We start from the raw sequence: 20368 nt of genomic DNA on the forward strand, positions 1-20368 counted from the left end.
ACCAAGATGTTGGCCGCGACCGCCACGACGCTGACGGTGCCGGACAGTGCGGCGACGATCGGGGCGGTCACGACGAACGCGGCCGCCGAGACGGCGCACACCTCCGCCGCCGAGCGGGGCCAGCCGCAGGCCCGCAGGTGCGCATGGTACGGGAATTCGGGCTGTCCGAAGCGTTCGGACCGGTGGGGTACGGCTCCGGCGATCCCAACTACCTCCATGCCGACACCAGCGACCGGAGCCTCGTGCGGCCCTACTCGGAACACACCCAGCAGCTCGTGGACCGCGAGGTCGCCCGGCTGCTGCGGGCCGCCGAGGAACGGGCGGTCGCGCTCCTGACGCAGCATCGGACGGCGCTGGACCGGCTGGCCGCGATCCTTGTCGAGGAGGAGACCGTCGACGGCGGCGTCGTCCTCGAGGTGCTTCGGGTGGAAGCGGACACGGCCCGGCCGCAGCGCCTCGGCAGCACCTGAGGAATGCGCCCGACATGATTCGCCGCGCCGCGGGGAACCCGGTCCCCATGGCACCTCTCCCCGACCCCACGACGGCACGGCACTACCGCATCCACGAGACTCCCGACGGTCACCGTTGGGTGATCTGCACCCACGACCCGTCGCTGGGCATCGATTTCGGCCCGGGACCGGAGGCCGAGTCCTGGGCGCGGGAAGCCTGGGCCGACCTGGAATCCCCGCCGCCGCAGAACCAGTACAACTGGCGGCCGGCGCCGCCGGGCCTCGCGGGCTCGCGGTTCGGCCCCGACAGGCGGATCCCCGGACCGAGAAGGTGACGACTGGCGGGCGCCTACCGTGGGGGGTGTGGACGCACGCGCTCTCGTCACCGCCGCCCGCGTCGCACGGCTCGCCACCGCCGGGCCGGAGGGGCACCCGCACCTCGTCCCGATCGTGTTCGCGCTCGCCGGAGACGTCCTCTACACCTGCGTCGACGACAAACCGAAGACGACGCGCCGGCTGCGGCGCCTGCGCAACATCGAGGGCAACCCGCACGTCACCGTGCTCGTCGACCACTACGAGGAGGACTGGACGCACCTGTGGTGGGTACGCCTCGACGGCACCGCCACCGTCCACGACCCGCGCTCCGCGGTCGGCACGGCCGGTCTCGATGCGCTCGCCGTCAAGTACGCGCAGTACCGCGCCGCCCGCCCGGCGGGGCCGGTGCTCCGGATCGCCGATCTGCGCTGGCGGTCCTGGTCCGCCTGACACGCACGGCCCGCGGCGCCGCGCGGGCCGTGCGATCGAGGATCAATTGATCGGACGACGCCACGGCCCGGTGATGGCAAGGACCAGCCCGGGCGACTGGATGTTGACGAACAGGGTCTTGCCGTCGGCACTGAACGCCGGTCCGCAGAACTCGCTGTCGTTGAGTTCGTTGCGGGCGATGGCGAACGGCTGTCCCTCGGCGGTGACGCCGATGAGGTGGCTGATGCCGTCGCCGTCCTCGGCGAGGATCACGCCGCCGTACGGCGAGACGGTGATGTTGTCGGGACCGTCGTAGTTGCCGGTGTCGACGGACGGGTCGGGGTTGACCCCGAACAGCGTCTTCAGCGTGATCGTCTGCGAGGCCGGATCGTAGAACCACACCTGGCCGTCGTGCTCGGCGACGCTGCCGTCGCCGGTGCGGGCGTAGCTGGCGACGAAATAGGCGCCGCCGTCGCCCCACCACTGGCCCTCGAGCTTGCGGCTGCGGGTGACCTCGTCGGCGGCGAACTGTGCGCGCACCGGCGTGGTGGCGGCGTCGCGGTCGGGGACGTCGACCCACTCCACCGCGTAGCGCACGCCCGGCTCGGTGGCCTGCGACAGGTCGGGCACGTGCGTGCCGCCGTCGAGGCACCTCATCGCCTGCAGGCTGCCCGCCGTGTCGCCGCCCGGCGACACGGCGAGTTCACGCAGGGCGCCCGGCCCGCCGCGGAAACCCTGCGGCGGCGTCCACCGGAAGAACAGGCCGTTGGGCTCGTCGGCGTCCTCGGTGAGGTAGATCGCGCTCGATGCCGGATCCACGGCGACGGCCTCGTGCGCGTACCGGCCGAGGAACTTCAGCGGCACCGGGCTCTTGCCGCGGTTGGCTTCCTGGCTCGCGGGGTCGACCTCGAAGACGTAACCGTGGTCGAGCGTGAATCCCTTGGAGCCGGCGCGTGCCTCGGTTTCCTCGCACGTCAGCCACGTGCCCCACGGGGTGATTCCGCCGGCGCAGTTGTTCACGGTGCCGGCCAGGCTGACGTACTGGCCCGTGCGCTGCCCGTTCGGCCCCACCGTGACGGTGGTGGTGCCGCCTCGGGCACCGGGGTCGTAGGTCAGGCCGTCGACGACGGGCACGCCGAACGGCTCGTCCTTGCCGATCTCGTGGTTGGTCACGATCGTGGAACCGTTGCCCCGCGCGAACACGCCGTTGGCGTCGGGATCGCTGGGGACGGGCGCGCCGTCGTCGAGGGTCGTCTCGCCGGAGCGCGACACCACGGTGTACGAAAAGCCCACGGGCAGGGCGAGAATGCGGTTGGGATCCGGGACGAGCGGGCCGTAGCCGATCGCCGTGCCGGGCACGGCGGACGCAAGTCCGGGGCGCACGAGCGCCTCGACGCTGCCGGCGAGGGCCACGCCGAGTCCGGCCAGCGCGGTGCGTCCGAGGAACCCGCGGCGATTCAGTGGTGCCGTCGTCACTGTTTCGATACCTCCATCGATCCGGTCGAGTCCTTCGGACCGTAGGTACCGGAAAGCCCGGTTCGGTGGCCGGCGCGTGACCCGGAACTGAACCGGACGCGAACGTCGCGGAGGCGGTCAGGCGACGTCGGAGTCGACGGGCAGGCCGGCGAGTCGCCACTCGAGCACACCGTCGGCGGCTCGCCGGGCGGGCACGCCGTGGGTGCGCAGCAGCCGGACGGCGTCGTGGGCGAGCACGCAGTACCGGCCGCGGCAGTAGGCGACGATCTCGCGGCCCGCCGGCAGGTCCGCGAGCCGCTCGGTCAGCTCGTCGAGTGGCACGTGCAGCGCGCCGGGCAGGTGCCCGGCGGCGTATTCGGCCTCGGGGCGCACGTCGAGCAGGACCACCTCGCCGGTCTCGAGGCGGTGCAGCAGTTCCTCGGTGCCGACGGCCGTGGTGTCGTCCGGGCCGAGATACGCGCGACGGGCGAGCTCGGTGTGCGGGCGGTGCCGCTGGGCGACGCGGCGCAGGGTGTCCCACAGGACGGCCACGTCGTCCCCGGCGAGCGAGTAGAAGATCCGCTTGCCGTCGCGGCGGGACTGCACCAGCCCGGCCGCGCGCAGCGTCTGCAGGTGCGCCGAGCAGGTGCTCACCCCGAGCCCGGCGGCGGCGGCGAGCTCGTCCACGCTGCGCGGGCCCTGCGCGAGCAGGTCGAGCAGTTCCAGGCGCGCGGGGTTGCCGAGCACCTTGCCGACGGCGGCGAACTCCCCGAAGAGGGCGTCCTTGGCGGCTCGGTCAGCCATGGGCGGGGTCCTCCTGTGCGACGCGGGCAGGTCGGGGGTGGGTCTCGTACATGCGCACCGCGACGATCAGCCCGGACAGGGCGGTCAGCGCGGCCACGACCCACACGGCGGCGTGGACGCCGAACGCGTCGGCGACGATACCGGCCAGCAGGGCGCCGGCGGCGAATCCGCCGTCGCGCCAGAGCCGGTACACGCCCACGGACCGTGCCCGCCAGGCGGGGTGGGCGACGTCGCCGATCGAGGCGAGCAGGGTCGGGTAGACCAGCGCGGTGCCGGCGCCGAGCGCCACCGCGGCGATCGCCCACGGCAGGAACGCATCCGAGACGGCGATCACGGCCAGGGCGAGGGCCTGCAGCCACATGCCGGCGACGATCATCCACTTGCGGCCCCACCGGTCCGACAGCGCGCCGGTGACCAGCTGGCCCACTCCCCACACGGCCGGGTACAGCGCGGCGAGGACGCCGATCCGGCCGACCGAGAGGCCGGCCGCGGCGAACAGGATCGGGAACAGGCCCCAGGCGAGGCCGTCGTTGAGGTTGTTGACCAGGCCGGCCTGGCTGGCGGACGACAGTGCCGGTTCCTTGAAGCTGGTCTGGACGAACACCTGCCGGTCGGTGAGCTTGTCGTGCAGGTGGTCGTGGCGTCCGTCGGCGCGGGCCACGTGGCCGACGGCTTCGAGGCGCGCGTGTTCGCGGGTCTCCTTCACGGCGAGGGTGGACAGTCCCAGGCCGAGGGCCGCGAAGGCGATGCCGAGCAGGAACGGCGCCGGCCGCAGACCGTAGGCCTCGGCCAGGTAGCCGGTGGCCAGCGCGGTCGCGGCGACGGCGGCATACCCCGCGGCCTCGTTCAGTCCCATCGCGAGCCCCCGGCGGGCCGGGCCGACCAGGTCGATCTTCATCACCACCGTGGTGGACCAGGTCAGTCCCTGGCTGATGCCGAGCAGCACGTTGGCGAAGATCACCCAGCCCCACGACGGAGCCCAGATGAGCAGCAGCGGCACCGGGACTGCGACCAGCCAGCCGGCCACGAGCACCGGTTTGCGCCCGTACCGGTCGGAGAAGGTGCCCGCGAAATAGTTGGTGATCGCCTTCGACAGGCCGAAGACGAGGATGAACGACAGGCCGGCGGTGTAGGCGCGGATGCCGAATTCCTCCTCGGCGAGCAGCGGCAGCACGGTGCGTTCCTGGCCGAGCATGCCTCCGACGAGGGCGTTGACCACCACCAGCAGCGTGAACTGGGCGGCGTTGCGGCGCAGGCCGAGTCCGATCCGTTCGCCGGACGGGGTGGTGGGGCGCGTGGGGCTGTTCATGAGCCGCCCTCCGGGGACGTGTGGGATCAGGGTCGCCGCGCGCCGGGCCTTCCCGGCGGGAGACGCGGCAACGTCACTACGACATTCTATGGAATTATGGAATGAACTGCCACCGACGTCGGAGCGGGTGTGCCCTCGCGGCGATCAGTGCAGGTTCTCGGCGTGCCGGACCGCCGTCTCCAGATGTTTGTCGACGCTGCGCAGATCCAGGCGCGCGTCGGCGAGGAGGTCGAGGATCTCGAGGAGCGCGGCCTCGGCGGAGTCTCCGTGGGAATGGCGATCGATCCGCCCGAACTCTTCGCTCAGTTCCTTGATACGTCGATCGAACACGTGCAGATCGGCCCGCAACCGCGAGGCGTGCCGGGCCAGCTCGGGGGTGCTCATTGCGGGACCGTCCTTCGATTCGACGTGCGGGGTGTGAAGTCATCGTGGCCGACGGGGTGCTCCGGCGCCACGCCCGGCACCCGGCCGGTCCGCTCGGCGGATACGCCGCAACCGGCCTTCTCGTCCGGCCGCACAGGTGGAAGAATCACCGGAGAGCTCCCGCACCGGACTCGACGCCCGAAGCGAAGGGTCCGGGGATGTGCCGCGGGGAGGCGGTGACGCGATGGATCCTGTTCGGCTGAACAGCGGTGTGCACCGGTGGTCCACCGAGCATCTCGTGCGGCTCGTGGACCAGAGCACGACGCACGATGCCGCCGTGGGGTGCGGGCCTGTCGAGGCGGCCCGGATCGAATTGGCCCGCAGACGCGCCGGTGGAACGTTCGATTGGATGTGCCTGGTCGAGGATCCCGCCGACCCGGACCACCGCACGGAGAGCTTGATCCTGTCCCTGCCCACGGGAGTGACCGAGGAGCAGGTGCGGTCGGAGGCACTGGCCCGTGCGCGCGCACGGTACGGTCCGCGGGTGGTCGTCCGCCACGTCCGCGCGTACGACTGACGAGGTGCCAGCGGACGATCACGGTCCGGCGTCTCCGCTGAATCCCACCTCGGACAGCGACGTCCGGAAGCGGCCGGGCCCGACCGACGCCAGCTCCGTGATCCAGACGAGCACCTCCGACATCGGTGCCGCCGTCGCCGCCACCGGTATGCGGGTCACGCCGGAGACGAGGACAGCGCCGCCGATCGTCTGCGCCGCGGGGTGCGGGCCGCCACCGCGGGGCGCGGTTCGGATCTCGACACGCGAACCGGCACTGAGGCTGTCGATCCGGACCTCGCCGAGCCGGACCGGCCGCGGGAAGGCGATCGTCAGGCCCACGCCGCTCCGGCCGGCCGGGACCGGCCGGGGATACAGGTCGGTGCTCCAGGCCGTGTTCGGGTTGGCGTCCGCCGCAAGGTCCGCCGTCACCGCATTGTCGGTAGTCCCGTCCCGCGACTGGGCGCGCACGGACAGCGGAACGAGGGGGGCGCTGATCGGCGCCGCCCCGGCACCGATCGTCGGCGCCACGACGGCGACTGCGGGCAGCGTCGGTGCCGTCACCACGGAATCGCCACCCGGGCCACTCAGGGCGGTGCCGGCGACCCAGCCGACCGCGGCGAGGCACGCCACCAGAACCATTGCAGCCGAGGCAGGCACGACCGCGATGCGCCGGGGAGGGGTCGCGGGCGGCCGATGCGCCGGGAACCGTTCCGGTGCCGGCGAAGGGGTTTGGCGGCGTACGGCTTCGGCCGTGCGTTCCGCGCCCCGGAACCGCACGTCGCCACGCGGGAGCATCCGATCCAGACGGTCGACGAAATCGGTTGCGGTACAAACATGTCCGCCCAAAGCCTCGTCGGCGAGCTGCCGCATCGGCTCTGCGCCGGGGCGCGCCTCGCCGGCGCCGAGCAGGCAGCGCAGCACCGCGCCGAGCCCGGCGACGTCGGTCGTCTCGTCCGCACCGGACAGGATCGCGGGGAAGGCGAGGACGGCGGTACCGCACTCGCCGACCCGGACGCGGACCGGATCGTCCAGGCACAGGACCGTGGACTGCCGGTGCGCGGCGCGCACCGTCTCGGCCAGGCGAAGCGTCATCCGTGCGGCCGCGGCCGGGTCCGGACGGTCGGCGGCGACGTCGCGCAGCGACCGGCCCCGCGTCCACTCGGCCACCACCACGCAGTGGTCGGTGTCGCCGACGACGTCGAAGACCCGGGCCGCGGCCCCTGCCCGCTCGAAGGCCGCCGAGGCGGTCCGCACGCACAGGCCCGGGAAGAAGCCGGCATCCGGGGCGGGGCGAGGCACGAGGGTCAGCGCGACGGTCCGGTTCATGGCCGTGTCGCGCCCCCGCCAGCACTGCAGGCCGCCCACGGTGCCGTGCCGCTCCACCAGCCGGTAGCGGCCGCCGCCGACGTGCGCTCCGGCCTCCGGAAGCACCCGTCGATACGTCCCGTCCGGAGCCGAGCCGTCGTTCCCGGTCATCGACGTCGCCTCCCCCTGAGCCGGATCCTCGCGCCTCATTGTCCGCCGGAGCGCAGGCGGCCGGGCCCGGATCCGCACTCCGAAAATCCACCTGCGTGATTGACGCGGGCCATTTCGGGTTACCCCCGGGTAGCGGACAACCCCGCACAGACAGTCCCTACCACCGAGGAGCAGGACGTCATGGACGAAGAGGGCACGTCCGCGGAAGCCCGCGAGGGCTTGCTGGATTCCATCAAGGGCAAGGCGAAGGAAGTCGCGGGCGCGGTGACCGGCAACGACTCGCTCACCGCCGAGGGCCAGCTCCAGCAGGCCGAGGCCCACGCACGCAAGGAGGCGAACACCGCCGAAGCCGTCGCGCGGGCGGAGACCGAGGAGGCTGCGGACGAACTCGGGTCGATCCACGAGCGGGGCGCGCAGGAACGAGCGACGGTCCGGCAGGAGGCCGCGGCCGCGGAGCAGGACGTGCGCCGCCGGCAGCAGAGCGAGCATCTGGTCGCCGAGCAGCAGGCGCAGCACCGGGCCGCGGCCGGGCGGCTCGAAGCCGAACGCGACGCCCGCGTCGAGACGGCGCGCGCGCAGTCCGCCGAGCGCGCCCGGGTGGCCGAGGCCACCGCCGACGCGATCGATGCCACCGAGGAACACCGGGAGGCGATGGACGAGGCCGCCGAGGCGCGCGCCGAGGCCGCGCGGGCCCGGCAGAAGGCCGAGAGCCTCGGCGACGACGCCGAAACGCCCTGACCTCTCATACCCGACGAAGCGGAGACGACATGAACATCACCACCGTGCCCCTGGCCGTGTTGCGCCTTCAGTACCAGATCTTCCGATTCCCGCTGCAGATGATCGAGCAGCAGGTGTTCTCGCGGTTCCCGCCCGACGCACCCCCACGACTGATGTACGAGCGGGGCCTCGGCCTGCTCGACGGGACCGTGGGAACCGTGCTCGGCGCCCGCGACGTGCAGCAGCGCGGCGCCGCGATGACCGAGCGCACCGACGCGTTCGCCCGGGCGAGCGCCCTCGAGGAGGAGGCCGCCCGCAAGGAGCAGGAGGCCGACGCCGCGCTGCGCGCCGAGCGCGAGCAGGCGCGGGCGCAGCAGTCGGAGGCCCACGAGGCGAGGCAGCGTGAGGTGGCGCAGGCCCGGGCCCGTGAGGAGGAGCGCAAGCGCACCGCCGCACGGGAGGCCGAGCAACGCGCCGAGGCGGCGAAACGGCAGGCCGACGCCGAGGCGGCACAGCGCACGCAGGCGGTCGAATCGGCCCGGCGGAAGGAACAGGAGCAGATCAGGGCCGCCGAGCAGGCCGCCGCCGCCCCGGCCGAGGCGCAGCTGAAGGACGCCGCCGACAAACGGGGCGAGGCAGCCGACAAGCGTGCCCGCGCCGAGCGGTTGGAGGATCTGTCCGAGGCGGAGAAGGTCGGGCGTCGTGCCGAGCGCAACGGCGAGGCCGCAGGCGGACCGGCCTGACGAGGCGACCCGTCGGGCGCCGCGGTCCTCACCGCACCGGCCGCACCGGGATCGCCCGGATGCGGTCGAGCAGGGCCGCGAATTCGTCGTCGTCGGCCGGGTCCTCGGGCGGGTCGATCGACAACCCGTCGCACGTGCCGCCGTACCAGGATTCGAGGACGGCCGGCAGCTGGGCGTAGGTGCCGTGCGGGACGAGGGTGCGCAGGACGTCGTCGCTCACCGTCTCCGTCATCTCGTTCCAACGCTGTTCCCGCGCCAGCCTGGTCAGCCGCTCACCGAATTCGGTGAGACCGAGCGCCGCCAGCGTTCCGCGGTAGGCGGGTGTCGAGTACAGGAACGCGAATTCGGAGCGGGCCGCCTCGCGCGCGGCCGCGACGACGCGGTCGTCGCGGCCGGTGATCGCCTTGGGAACCACCACGACGCGGGGGCCGCCGTCGCGCCGGCCACGGCGTTCGGCGCCCTCGCGCAGTGCGGGCAGGATGTGTTCGCGCAGGAACGTGGGGTGCGAGTTCGTCGGGTGCGTGACGAATCCGTCGGAGCACTCACCGGCGAGCACACACATCCGCCGGTTGACGCCACCGGTCCACAGTTGCGGCGCCGGGACATGGACGGGGCCGGGTCGGAAGTACGGCTGCAACCGGTCGAATGTGTAGTGCGTGCCGCTGTGCGACAGAGGCTCTCCGGTGGCGAACGAGCCGAAGATCGCCCGCAGGGAGTCGAGGTAGTCGCGCAGCTGGGCGGCGGGATTGCTCCACGGCATCGAGAACCGGCCGACGATGTTGCCGCGGACCTGCGTCGCGAGACCGAGCTGGAAGCGGCCCCCGGAGAAGCGGGCGAGCTCCCACGCGGAATACGCGGTCACCATCGGGCTCCGGGCGAAGGCCACGACCATGCTGGTGCGCACCGTCAGCCGCGACGTGTGTTCCAGCGCCAGCGCGCACACGGTGAACGGGTCCCGCACCGTTTCCGACACGTGCACGGTGTCGTACCCGAGCGCCTCGATCCGGCGTACCCGCTCGGCCACCCGGCCCAGTTGCGTGTCCGCCGGCAACGACGCCACCCTCTCCATGGCGAGACCTCTCGTCGCGGTCAGAAGACGACGATTCCGCGCGGGTTCCTGCCCTCGTGCCTGCCGGTGAAGCCCTGGGCGGTGGCGCCGAGCCGGTCGTACGGGGAGAACACCGAGCGTTCCTCGGGCCGCATCCACTCCTCGAGGTGGTCACGCGAGTACTGCTGCCGGCGTTCGAGCAGCGCGTGCACGTCGGAGGCGGCGACGGTGGTTGCGGTCATGACGCGGATGCTAGGAGCGCACCTGCGACGCCCTCGCCGGAGTCCCGCTCAGCGAGACTCGAACGCGCGGCCTCTCCCCCGGATCACCCGGTCACGACGTAGCCGCCCTCCTCCCCCGATGTCGTGCCCGTCGCGCGACGGTCGCGGCGGGACCACAGCACGCCGCCGCCGGGAGTCGGGCCCTGTTGCACCAGTTCGCGTTTGAGGATCTTGTTCGTAGCGGTACCGGGCAGGTCGGCAGCGATGCGCACGTAGCGGGGCCACGCCTTCGGCGACAGGTCCGGCTGGGCGGCGAGGAACTCCTCGAACATCTCGGGGGTCAGTTCGGCAGCGTCCTGCAGAACCATCGCGGCCATCACCTGGTCGCCGACGTGATCGTCCGGCACCGCGTAGACGGCGACGCGGTTCAGGGCGGGCAGGCGCTGCAGGATCCGTTCGATGGGAGCGGTGGCGAGGTTCTCGCCGTCGACGCGCATCCAGTCCGCGGTGCGGCCCGCCAGGTAGATCCACCCGTCGGCGTCCTTGTACGCGAGGTCGCCGGACCAGAACATGCCGTGGCGGAGTCGCTCGTCGGTGGCCTCCTGGTCGTTGTAGTACCCGGAGAAGAACCCGGCGCCGTGGGTGTTGACCAGTTCGCCGATCGCCTCGTCCGCGTTGATCAGGGCACCGGCGGCGTCGAACTCCGCGGCGGGGCACTCGGTGACGGTGGCGGAGTTGTAGACGGCGACGCCGTCGAGGCCCTTGCCGATCGATCCGCGCGGCGTGCCGGGCTCGCGGGTGACGATGACGGCGTTCTCGGTGGAGCCGAAGCCGTCCCATACCGTGCAGTCGAACCGGCGTGCAGACTCCTCGATGTCGCGATCGGTGGCCTCGTTGCCGAATGCCACGCGCAGCGGGTTGTCCCGGTCATCGGGCCGCTCGGGGGTCGCGAGCACGTAGGCGAGAGGCTTGCCGACGTAGTTCATGTAGGTCGCGCCGCAGCGGCGGATGTCGTCGAGGAACCGGGACGCCGAGAAGGCGGCCGGGACCATGGCGGCGCCGCTGCCGATGCCCACGCTCCAGCCGGCGAGGACGGCGTTGGAATGGAACAGCGGCATCTACAAGTAGCAGACGTCGGTGTCGGCGATACCGAACCGACCGATGAGGTTCTGACCCGCGAACAGCACCATCAGGTGGGCGACGCGGACCGGTTTGGGATCGCCGCTCGTGCCCGACGTGAAGATCATCATGAAGGTGTCCATGGCCTCGACCTCGCGGTGCGGGTGCAGGACACCGGCCCCGGCGAGCAGGTCGGCCCACTCCCGCGACGACGTGTCGAGGATCCGCACCCCCGGCAGGTCGAGCCCGGCCAGCAGGGGCCGGTGTTCCGGGTCGGTGACGACGATCTGGCAGTCGGCGCGCCGGATGTCGCGGGCCAGGCCGTCGCCGCGGCGGGTGGTGTTGATGCCGCACAGGACGTAGCCGCCGAGTCCGGCCGCCGCCATGGCCTCGAGCATGTCGGGAGTGTTGCCGAGCAGGGTGCCCACGTGCATCGGGCGGTCCGGGTCCGCCACGCCCAGCAGGGCCGCGGCCTGGGCGGATGCGCGGCCGAGGTGCTCGCGCCACGTCCATGTCCTGTCGCCGTACACGACTGCGGTGGTGTCCTGGTCGCATCGCTCACGGAGGGCTTGCTGGACGGTCTCTGCCATCGGTCTACCTCGTCGTCGTGGGGGCGGCGTCGTCGTGCCGGGGACTCCCGGCGGTGCCGTCGTGCCGGGGACTCCCGGCGGTGCCGTAGTGCCGGGGACTCCCGGCGGGCGGGCTCCCGGCACCGAGGTGCCGGGACAGGAACGAGATCTGATGGGCGACCGCGGCATCGAACCAGTCGCGCCCCGGCCAGACGTCGAAGTGGTCACACGGGTAGTGGCGGACCTCGGCCCGTCCCCGGGCGGCGGCGACCGCGGCGGCGTGCGGGGGTGCACTGCGGTCGAAGTCGGCGATCTGGACGAGCAGCGGGCACCGCAGTCCGGCGGCGTCCTTGCCCGGCCGGTAGGTACCGAGTTCGAGCGCGACGCCTGCGTCGATCTCGTTACGCCACGTCGGGCCGGCGAGTGCCGTGTAGTCCTCGAAATATCCGTCCAGGGTCAGTGCCGCGGTCTCGCCGGGGCGACCCACGATCGGAATCGTTACGGGTGGAAGGCCTCTCAGCGCCGCGACTCGGCTGCGGGTCCCGATCGCGGTGGACCGCAGCATCGACGGCATCGAATGGTGCCGCGCCGCCAGCAGACCCGCGGCGGGGCCGTCGACCAGCGGCGTGAGGGCGACGACGGCCGCGACGTCCCGGCGGTGTGCCCCCACCGAGAGCACATGTCCACCTGCCAGCGACACACCCCACAGGATCAGGCGATTCGGGTCGGCCCCGTCGAGGCGGGCGGCGGCGCACAGGGCGGCCCGGTAGTCGTCCGCCTGGCCGCGCAGGTCGACCCGTTGACGCGGCGCACCACCGGACGCGCCGAATCCCCGGTAGTCGAAGGCGAGGACGTCGAGACCTGCCGCGGCGAGCCGCTCCGCGAACGCCTGGAGGCCGGAATCCTTGGTGCCGCCGAGCCCGTGCGCCATCACGACGACCGGGCGGCCGCCGTCACCGGCGAACGCCTCGCCCTGCCCGGGGAAGTGCCAGGCGTCGCAGAGCGCGTCATCGGATCGGAAGGTCTTGTGTCGGTGTGTCATTCGGATACCTTCTCGGGGAGGCCGGTCGGGTGGACGCGACTACCGGTGCGCAAGCACCCGTTTCCTGCCGGCGGGTAGTTCGTGTACCCGCAGGTCGTGTTCGTAGAGGAAGTAGTCGACCTGCTGGGTGTGCCGGGGCCGGTCGAGCATGTGCCCGGTGTACTTGCGCTGATCTGCTTCGATCACCCGCTCCATCTCGTCCACCGACGGCAGCCGGTACCGGCCGATCACGTGGGCCGCGACGAGCCGGGCCTGGCATTCGACGAACGGGAACAGGGTAGGCGTGGCCTGTGCGAACCCGACGAAGGCGAGGTTGTCGATGCCAGGCTTGAAGATCCGCTTGTAGAGCGGGATGTGGTTACCGGGCGCGCTGACGAAGTCCTCGTCGAAGAACGGGAAGGTGATGTTGTAGCCGGTGGCGTAGACGACGACGTCGAAGTCCGACGAGGTGCCGTCCTCGAAGTGCACGGTCGCGCCGTCGAGTAGGCGGATGTTCGGCTTGGCGACGACGTCGCCGGAACCGAGGCGCAGCGGCAGTTCCACCGATTGGGTGGGGTGGGCCTCGAAGAACTTGTGGTTGGGCGTGGGCAGGCCGTACCGCTCGGGACGCCCGGCGATGACGGGCTGCCCGAGCTGGGCGAGCTTGCGCTGCCAGGAGAGCGGAAGGTGGGGGCTGGTCCGGTAGTACTTGTCGGCCGGACGGCCCGCGATGTACTTCGGCACGATCCAGGCGCTCGAGCGGGTGGACAGGGTGACCTCGTTGCCGAGCGCCTTCGACGACAGCTCCACCGCGATGTCGGCGGCACTGTTGCCGATCCCGACGACGAGAATGCGCTTGTCCGAGAAGTCGATCGGCGTGCGCGGATCGACGTACTGGTGCGAGTGGAGGGACATGCCGGTGAACTCGCCCGGAAAGTCCGGGATCCGTGGATCCCAGTGGTGACCGTTCGCCACGACGAGGAAGTCGAAGTACCGGGTACGCCCGTCCTCGGTGTCGAGTTCCCACCGGCCGTCCGCGTTCCGGCGGGCATGCACGACACCGTTGCGGAACTCGATCCGCGACTCGAGGTCGAACGCCGCGGCGTATCCGTCGAGGTACTGCTTGATCTGGGTGTGATGTGGGAAGTCGGGGAAGGACTCCGGCATCGGGAAGTCCTTGAACGAGAGCTGATGCTTGGACGTGTCGATGTGCAGCGAGCGGTAGGCGCTGCTGTGCCCGTTGGGATTGCCGAACGCCCAGTTGCCGCCGATCCGGTCCGACGACTCGAAGCACGTGTAGGGCACTCCGTAGTCCCCGAGCATCTTGCCCGCGGTCAGACCGCTGATTCCCGCGCCGATGACGGCGGTGGTCGGTGCCGGCATGTCGCAGCTCCTCATGTGCAGGTTCCGGCCATCCGGTGAGCCGGTCCGATCTCCGGCGCGAGCGCGTCCGGTGACGACGACCACAATGTAGAACATGTTCACGGCGGGTGTACACACATTCCGGAAAGTGTCTACTGCGCGTAGGGTCGGCTCGCGGGCCGCGCGGTCCGCCGGCCGAGAGGAACAGCGCGTGCCCATCGAGACGAAACCCGGAAGCGTCCGCGAGCGACTGCTCGCCGCGACGGAGGACTCGCTGCGCGCCAAGGGAATCCGGGCGACCACGATGGCCGAGGTGGCCGAGGCGGCCGGCGTGTCCCGGGCCTGGCTGTACCGGCACTTCCCGGACAAGGCGAGCCTGGTCGGCAGCGTGATCGTCCGGCTCGACGAGGCGTACTGGGCCGACGCCCGAGCGGCGCTCGCCGGGTACGGCTCCTTCGACGAACAGCTCGCGGCCGGCGTCCGGATCGGCCGGGCCACCTACGACGACCCGGGCGCGCTGCCGCTCCGGCTGCGCGCCACCGAGCCGGAGGAGTTCGAGGCGTGCGCCGGCGCGGGGGTGCGCGAACTGGTTCCCGATCTCGCGGCGTTCTGGCTCGAGTTCGTCGTCGCGGCGATCGAACGCGGGGAGGTCCGTGACGACGCCGATCCCGTCGAGGCCGCCGAGTGGGTGGCGCGCTCGCTCATCAGCCTCGCCACCGTGCCTGGCAACACCCTCGACCCCGACGACGCCGCCGCCGTGCTGCGCTACGTGCGGCGGTACGTGCTCGCCGGCCTGTCGCCCGCCGCGCCGCGCTGATCGGCGACCGTCAGGACCCGGCCCCGGGCGGCGGTCCGTCGAAGCCGTTCGCCCAGTACCGGCCGCGCAGGGACAGTTCCAGCAGCATTTCCGTGACGTCCTCGAGGGGAAGCACGGGCGGGTCCGACTCGATCCACCAGCGCAGCACGGAGATCTGCTCGCCGACCCAGGCCCGGGCGAGAACGTCGACGTCGATGCGCGGGGTCACCCCGTGGGCGTCCGCGCGCTTGCGGAAGATCCGGGCGACGACCTCGCTGCGGTCGTCCATGAACTCCCGCAGCGCACGGCCGTCGCCCTCCCCGCGCAGGATCACCCGGTACACGTCGCGTTCCTCGGCGGCGTGGCGGAACATCTCCAGGACCGGCTTGCCGGTGAACCCGGCCGACGAGTCCGTGACGAGCGGGCGCAGGCGCTCGTTCAACTCCGCGATCAGATCCGCGACGATCCGCCCGAACAGGTCGTCCTTGTCGGTGTAGTGCCCGTAGAAGGTGGCGCGGCTGAGGTCGGCCCGTTCGGCGATGTCCTCGACGGTGACGGCGCCGTAGCCGCGCTCGAGCACGAGCGTCACGAGCGCATCGCGCAGCAGTCGCTTGGTGCGACGCACCCGGCGGTCTTCCGTGGCCATTGCCGGCTCCCTTCCCGGTACCAGGACGCCCATGCTAGCGCAAGTCTTGACACGGACACCAGTTCAATACATCGTGTCCAATAACAGTCACTCTGTCCGCGAAGGAGCGGAAATGAACCTCGGCATCTATCTGAGCCGCAGCAGTACGTACTGGCCCGACCACGAAGCCGTGGTGTGCGGCGACGAGCGCTGGACGTACCGCCGCCTGGAGGGCTCCACCAACCGGCTCGCCTCGGCACTGCTCGGGCGCGGACTCGAACCGGCGCAGGCGGTCGCCACCTTCGCCGGTAACCGCCCGCAGCTGGTGGAGACCGAGATGGCCCTGTGCAAGGCCGGACTGCTCCGCGTGCCGATCAACGCGCGACTCGGCGCCGCCGAGGTCGCCCACGTCCTACGGGACGCGGCCGTGCGCATGCTGTTCGTCGACGCCGAGCACGCCGAGGCCGCGCTGAAGATCGTCGCCGACACGGGGGCGGACTGCACGGTCGTCGACTACGACGACAGCTGCGACGGCGCGGTGCGCTACAGCGACCTGCTGGCCGAGGGCGACGATCGCCCGGTGGCGATCGAGGTCGACCCCGAGGTTCCCGCGGTCCTGAACTTCACCTCCGGCTCGACCGGAAAACTCAAGGCCGCGGTGCAGACTCACGGCAACCGCCTGGCCAACATGCGCAAGCGCCTGATGACTCCGGACAGCTCGCTCGGTGTCGGCGAGCGCTACCTCGCACCCGGCCCGATCACCCACGCCTCGGGCATGGGCCTGCTCGCCTCCCTCTCCCGCGGATCGACCGTCGCGATCCTGCCGCACTGGGACACCGGGCTGTTCCTGCGCACCCTCGAGTCCGAGCGCATCACCTCGACGTTCATGGTGCCCACCATGCTCAACCTGGTGCTCGACCACCCGGAGGCCACCACCACCGACTACTCGAGCCTCAGATGCGTGCGGATCGGTGGCGCGCCCGTCTCCCCGCAACGCCTGCGTGACGCCGTCGACCTGTTCGGACCGGTCGTCGCCCAGGGTTACGGACAGGCTGAAACCACCAGTGGGGTAACAGTTCTCACTCCGGATGACGTGGAGCGAGGAATCGACTCCGACCCCGAGCTCCTGCTGTCGTGCGGACGCGCGGTGTTCGACACCGAAGTCCGGGTGGTCGACGACGAAGGCCGGCCCGTGCCGGCAGGCGAACTCGGCGAGATCGTCGTGCGCGGGCCGGACTGCGTGCGCGAGTACTGGCACGAACCGGAATTGTCGGCGGAGACCTTCCGCGACGGGTGGGTCCACACGGGCGACATCGGGCGCCTGCGGGAGGACGGGTATCTGTTCATCGTCGACCGCAAGAAGGACATGATCATCTCCGGCGGGTTCAACATCTACTGCAGTGAGGTCGAGGCTGCCCTGTACGAGCACCCCGACGTGTCCGAGGTCTGCGTCGTCGGCGTCCCCGACGAGCGGTGGGGCGAGGCCGTGAAGGCCGTCGTCGTGCCGCGCCCCGGCACCGGGCCGACGGAAGCCGCACTGATCGACCACTGCGCCCAGCGGCTCGCCGGGATGAAGAAGCCGCGCTCGGTGGACTTCGTCGAGTCCCTTCCGATCAACCGCAACGGCAAGGTCGACCGCCGCGCCGTGCGCGACTCCTACTGGTCCGGCGCCGAGCGCCGCGTTCACTGACAAGGACCCCCATGTCGTTCACCCTCACCCCGTCCTACGACGACCACCCGCGGCTCGCGACGCTGGTTCCGCGCCTGCGGGACTACCTCGACGGCGAACTCGCCGAGTACGAACAACGACTCGGCCTGGGACCGGAAACCCGCTATACCCGAGAGCAACTCGAACCGGTGTGGCGGCGCAGCCGTGAACTCGGGTTCTACGGAATCCATCTGCCGCCGGCCCTCGGCGGTCAGGGCCTGTCCTACACCGAACTCGCCGTCCTCAAGGAGGAGGTGGGGGCCAGCGGCCGGATCCTCGCCCACTCGGTCCTCGGTGACATGGGCGGGCCGCTCCGCGTCGGGTCGATCTTCGGCGTGGCCACGGACCACCAGCTCGAGAAGTACCTGATGCCGGTGCTGCGCGGCGAGCGGGCGTGCTGCTCCTCGCTCACCGAGGAGGACGCGGGATCCGACGTACGGCGGATGCGCACCATCGCCACCCCCGACGGGGACGGCTGGCGGCTGACCGGCCGCAAGGTGTTCTCCTCGGCCGGCCCGTTCGCCGACTTCTCCGTGCTCGTCGCGCGAATGGCCCCCGCCGGTGACACCGACCCGGAGGTCTATTCGGCCTTCCTCGTCGATCTCGACTCCCCCGGCTGCACCGTCGTCGACGGTGACCTGCCGATGTCCGGCCAGCACGTGGAGAGCGACATCATCCTCGACGACTGCTACGTCGGGCCCGAGCAGCTGCTCGGCTCCGTCGGCGACGGTCTGCGAATCGGGCTGGGGCGCGTGACCGTCAACCGGTTGCTGCACTGCCCGACGGTGCTGGGCAGCGCGCGACGCGCGCTGCACCTGACCGTCGACTTCGCGAAGACGCGGCACGTGCAGGGCGCACCCCTGGCGGCGTTGCAGTCGATCCAGCACAAGATCGCCGACATGGCCACCGACTACTACGCGGCCCGGAGCATGACCTACGACGCCCTCGCCGCGCTCGACGCCGGCACACCGCCGCGCGTCGAGGCGTTCATGTGCAAGCTGTTCGTCGCCGAGCACGCCTTCCGCATCGCCGACGAGGCCGTGCAGATCCACGGCAAGGCGGGCATGGTCCGCGGCGCCGAGGTCGAATGGCTGTTCCGGCGGCTGCGCATGTTCCGCGTCCTCACCGGGTCGTCCGAGATCCAGAAGAACGGGATCGCCAAGCAGTTGCTCGCACAGCCGGCGCGCGGAAAGGAAGCGGCATGACCAGCCCACTGTCGAGGCCGAAGGCGGCCACCCCCGCCACCGCGGCGGCCAACCGGGCCGTGCTGAGCACACTGGACTTCGCCGACCGGCGTTCCTTCGACGACGCCCGCCGCGGATTCGTCGCCACGATCGACCCGCCGGTGATCCGCGCCGAGAACGGCCGGGTGGTGTGGGATCTGACCCGGTACGACTTCCTCGGCGGCGACTGCCCCGACACCGTCAACCCCAGCCTGTGGCGGCAGGCGCAACTCACCGTGCGGCACGGCCTGTTCCGGGTCACCGATCGCATCCACCAGATCCGGGGTTTCGACATCGCGAACATGACGATCGTCGAGGGAGACACCGGATACCTGGTGATCGATCCGCTGCTCACCCCGGAGACCGCCGCCGCCGGCATGCGACTCGTACGAGAACACCTCGGGGACAAGCCGATCCGCGCGATCGTCTACACCCACAGCCACACCGACCATTTCGGTGGGGTCAAGGGCGTCGTGTCCGGCGACGAGGTGGCGCGCGGTGCGGTGCGGATCGTCGCGCCGTCGGGCTTCATGGAACACACCGTCAGCGAGAACGTCCAGGCCGGCAACGCGATGAAGCGGCGCGCACAGTACATGTACGGCTCGCTCCTGCCGGCGGACGACCGGGGTGTCGTCTCGGTCGGGCTCGGAGCCGCACTCGCCAACGGTGCACCGACGCTGCTCGCTCCCACCGACCTGGTCGCCGAGACCGGTACCGAGATGGTGCTCGACGGGGTGCGGATCGTCTTCCAGTACACCCCGGACAGCGAGGCTCCGGCGGAGATGAACTTCTTCCTTCCGGACCTGCGGGCGTTGTGCATGGCCGAGAACGTCTCGCACAACATGCACAACCTCTACACCCTGCGCGGCGCTCAGGTGCGCGACGCCGCAGCGTGGAGCAACTACATCCGGGACGCCCTCGACCTCTTCGGCGACCGGGCCGATGTGCTGTTCATCAGCCATCACTGGCCGGTATGGGGGCGCGAGGCGATCCGCGAATTCATGGAGAAGCAGCGCGACCTGTACCGCTTCATCCACGACGAGACGCTGCGGTGGGCGGCGCGCGGGCTGAACGCGGCCGAGATCGCGGAGAGACTCGAGCTTCCGCCCGCCCTGGCGACCTACTGGTCCAACCGCGGCTACTACGGAACCCTCGAACACAACGTCAAGGCGGTCTACCAGAAGTATCTGGGCTGGTTCGACGCCAACCCGGCGAACCTGCACCCCCACCCGCCCGCCGCGGCGGCGGCGCGGTACGTCGAGTTCATGGGCGGTGCGGACGAGGTCCTCCGCAAGGCACGGGCCTCGTTCGACGCCGGCGACTACCGGTGGGTCGCCGAGGTGGTCGGCCGGGTCGTCTTCACCGACCCGGGGAACGAGGACGCGCGGGCCCTGCAGGCCGACGCCTTCGAGCAGCTCGGATATCAGGCGGAGGCTGCCTCGTGGCGGAACTTCTACCTGACGGGTGCCCAGGAACTGCGCTCGGGCGTCGCCTACGCCGGGGGCGGTGGGGCGCGGGGCGACATGCTCACGGCGATGACCACCGAGATGCTGCTCGATCACCTGGCCGTCCGGCTCGACGGAGCCGCGGCCGCCGAATGCGACGCCCACGTGGCGCTCGATGTGGACGGCGACGGGCGGATCTTCGTCCTGGTCCGCCACGGTGTGCTCGTCCACAGCCGTCGTCCGCAGCGCGGCGACGTGGATGCCACCGTCGCACTGTCGCGGCCGGTGCTGGCGCGACTGGTGCTCGGGGCACTCACCGCGGCCGACGCCGAGGCCGCCGGGCACGTCACGATCTCGGGTGACGCTGCCGCGTGGCGGGTGCCGTTCGACCTGCGCGGCGGGTTCGACCCGGCATTTCCGATCGTCACCCCGCGAGCTACAGCACAGTCGAATTATGTTGTCCTCTAACATATTTCACTGACACCGCCCTTGCGTTATGGCGTCCGTCACAGTAGGCTGAGTGCAACACGGGACGGTGTACGACTTCGACTTCTCGTGACGATCGACCGGAATGCGCCGCCCTTCCGTCGGGCCACCGACGACGAACGCGGGCCC

20 protein-coding genes and 1 pseudogene are annotated in these 20368 nt (G+C 71.2%); 10 read left to right on the forward strand and 11 right to left on the reverse strand.

Annotated elements, in window-relative coordinates; genetic code table 11:
* Window positions 1-143: 143 nt before the first annotated feature.
* From G6039_RS13295 to G6039_RS13305, 3 genes are read left to right on the forward strand one after another with little or no spacing between them, the layout of a single operon-like run.
* Entirely contained in the window at window positions 144-470 is a 327-nt protein-coding gene (locus tag G6039_RS13295) for a hypothetical protein (protein WP_241258780.1), read from the forward strand.
* Window positions 471-517: 47 nt separating this feature from the next.
* A complete protein-coding gene (locus tag G6039_RS13300; RefSeq protein WP_029545826.1) occupies window positions 518-784 on the forward strand; it encodes an SPRY domain-containing protein in 267 nt (88 codons plus the stop codon).
* A gap of 28 nt (window positions 785-812) precedes the next feature.
* A complete protein-coding gene (locus G6039_RS13305) occupies window positions 813-1214 on the forward strand; it encodes a TIGR03668 family PPOX class F420-dependent oxidoreductase (RefSeq protein ID WP_006939760.1) in 402 nt (133 codons plus the stop codon).
* 42 nt (window positions 1215-1256) lie between these two features.
* Here G6039_RS13305 and G6039_RS13310 read toward each other — a convergent pair whose 3' ends face one another.
* The 4 genes from G6039_RS13310 to G6039_RS13325 all read right to left on the reverse strand — a co-directional run bounded on the left by G6039_RS13310 (window position 1257) and on the right by G6039_RS13325 (window position 5145).
* On the reverse strand, window positions 1257-2669 hold the full coding sequence (locus tag G6039_RS13310) for an alkaline phosphatase PhoX (protein WP_029545828.1): 1413 nt from the start codon (window positions 2667-2669) through the stop codon (window positions 1257-1259).
* Window positions 2670-2786: 117 nt separating this feature from the next.
* Complete coding sequence (locus G6039_RS13315) at window positions 2787-3452, reverse strand: ArsR/SmtB family transcription factor (protein WP_006939758.1); 666 nt, start codon at window positions 3450-3452, stop codon at window positions 2787-2789.
* On the reverse strand, window positions 3445-4761 hold the full coding sequence (locus tag G6039_RS13320; protein WP_006939757.1) for an MFS transporter: 1317 nt from the start codon (window positions 4759-4761) through the stop codon (window positions 3445-3447). The genes G6039_RS13315 and G6039_RS13320 overlap by 8 nt, the downstream gene beginning before the upstream one ends.
* Window positions 4762-4905: 144 nt before the next feature.
* Window positions 4906-5145, reverse strand: coding sequence for a hypothetical protein (locus G6039_RS13325; protein ID WP_006939756.1), 240 nt, complete (start codon window positions 5143-5145; stop codon window positions 4906-4908).
* 223 nt (window positions 5146-5368) lie between these two features.
* Here G6039_RS13325 and G6039_RS13330 point away from each other — a divergent pair, with 223 nt between their 5' ends.
* The gene (locus G6039_RS13330) at window positions 5369-5701 is read left to right on the forward strand and encodes a hypothetical protein (protein ID WP_029545834.1); all 333 of its coding nucleotides are present in this window, start codon (window positions 5369-5371) and stop codon (window positions 5699-5701) included.
* A gap of 18 nt (window positions 5702-5719) precedes the next feature.
* Here the strand turns inward: G6039_RS13330 and G6039_RS13335 are convergent, their stop codons facing one another.
* Entirely contained in the window at window positions 5720-7156 is a 1437-nt protein-coding gene (locus G6039_RS13335) for a hypothetical protein (protein ID WP_043798476.1), read from the reverse strand.
* 180 nt (window positions 7157-7336) lie between these two features.
* Here G6039_RS13335 and G6039_RS13340 point away from each other — a divergent pair, with 180 nt between their 5' ends.
* Window positions 7337-7894: a CsbD family protein gene (locus G6039_RS13340; RefSeq protein ID WP_006939749.1), complete on the forward strand. Its 558-nt coding sequence runs from the start codon at window positions 7337-7339 to the stop codon at window positions 7892-7894.
* 29 nt (window positions 7895-7923) lie between these two features.
* Window positions 7924-8616: a hypothetical protein gene (locus G6039_RS13345; RefSeq protein ID WP_006939747.1), complete on the forward strand. Its 693-nt coding sequence runs from the start codon at window positions 7924-7926 to the stop codon at window positions 8614-8616.
* A 28-nt stretch (window positions 8617-8644) separates the two neighbouring features.
* On the opposite strand, the gene G6039_RS13350 is transcribed toward G6039_RS13345, so the two are convergent.
* From G6039_RS13350 to G6039_RS13370, 5 genes and pseudogenes are all read right to left on the reverse strand, one after another.
* Window positions 8645-9685: a TIGR03617 family F420-dependent LLM class oxidoreductase gene (locus G6039_RS13350; RefSeq protein ID WP_029545838.1), complete on the reverse strand. Its 1041-nt coding sequence runs from the start codon at window positions 9683-9685 to the stop codon at window positions 8645-8647.
* Between the two features lie 20 nt (window positions 9686-9705).
* Window positions 9706-9906 carry a hypothetical protein gene (locus tag G6039_RS13355; protein ID WP_006939743.1) on the reverse strand — a complete coding sequence of 67 codons (201 nt, stop codon included), beginning with the start codon at window positions 9904-9906 and terminating at the stop codon, window positions 9706-9708.
* Window positions 9907-9989: 83 nt separating this feature from the next.
* Window positions 9990-11594, reverse strand: a pseudogene (gene fadD1, locus G6039_RS13360) (fatty-acid--CoA ligase FadD1).
* Window positions 11595-11598: 4 nt separating this feature from the next.
* Window positions 11599-12615, reverse strand: a complete 1017-nt coding sequence (locus tag G6039_RS13365) for an alpha/beta hydrolase (RefSeq protein WP_029545840.1) — start codon at window positions 12613-12615, stop codon at window positions 11599-11601.
* Window positions 12616-12654: 39 nt separating this feature from the next.
* Complete coding sequence (locus G6039_RS13370) at window positions 12655-13977, reverse strand: flavin-containing monooxygenase (protein ID WP_043798715.1); 1323 nt, start codon at window positions 13975-13977, stop codon at window positions 12655-12657.
* 190 nt (window positions 13978-14167) lie between these two features.
* Here G6039_RS13370 and G6039_RS13375 point away from each other — a divergent pair, with 190 nt between their 5' ends.
* On the forward strand, window positions 14168-14773 hold the full coding sequence (locus G6039_RS13375) for a TetR/AcrR family transcriptional regulator (RefSeq protein ID WP_006935252.1): 606 nt from the start codon (window positions 14168-14170) through the stop codon (window positions 14771-14773).
* A 10-nt stretch (window positions 14774-14783) separates the two neighbouring features.
* On the opposite strand, the gene G6039_RS13380 is transcribed toward G6039_RS13375, so the two are convergent.
* Complete coding sequence (locus G6039_RS13380) at window positions 14784-15398, reverse strand: TetR/AcrR family transcriptional regulator (RefSeq protein ID WP_029545845.1); 615 nt, start codon at window positions 15396-15398, stop codon at window positions 14784-14786.
* A 112-nt stretch (window positions 15399-15510) separates the two neighbouring features.
* Between G6039_RS13380 and G6039_RS13385 the strand changes: the two genes are divergently transcribed.
* Genes G6039_RS13385 through G6039_RS13395 form a run of 3 tightly spaced genes read left to right on the forward strand, consistent with a single transcriptional unit; the run spans window position 15511 to window position 20221 of the window.
* The gene (locus G6039_RS13385; RefSeq protein WP_043798478.1) at window positions 15511-17067 is read left to right on the forward strand and encodes an acyl-CoA synthetase; all 1557 of its coding nucleotides are present in this window, start codon (window positions 15511-15513) and stop codon (window positions 17065-17067) included.
* 11 nt (window positions 17068-17078) lie between these two features.
* Window positions 17079-18290, forward strand: coding sequence for an acyl-CoA dehydrogenase family protein (locus tag G6039_RS13390; protein WP_043798480.1), 1212 nt, complete (start codon window positions 17079-17081; stop codon window positions 18288-18290).
* Window positions 18287-20221, forward strand: a complete 1935-nt coding sequence (locus G6039_RS13395) for an alkyl/aryl-sulfatase (RefSeq protein WP_043798481.1) — start codon at window positions 18287-18289, stop codon at window positions 20219-20221. The genes G6039_RS13390 and G6039_RS13395 overlap by 4 nt, the downstream gene beginning before the upstream one ends.
* Window positions 20222-20368 lie beyond the last annotated feature (147 nt).

Source organism: Rhodococcus aetherivorans (assembly GCF_011058165.1).
Classification (GTDB): Bacteria; Actinomycetota; Actinomycetes; order Mycobacteriales; family Mycobacteriaceae; genus Rhodococcus; species Rhodococcus aetherivorans.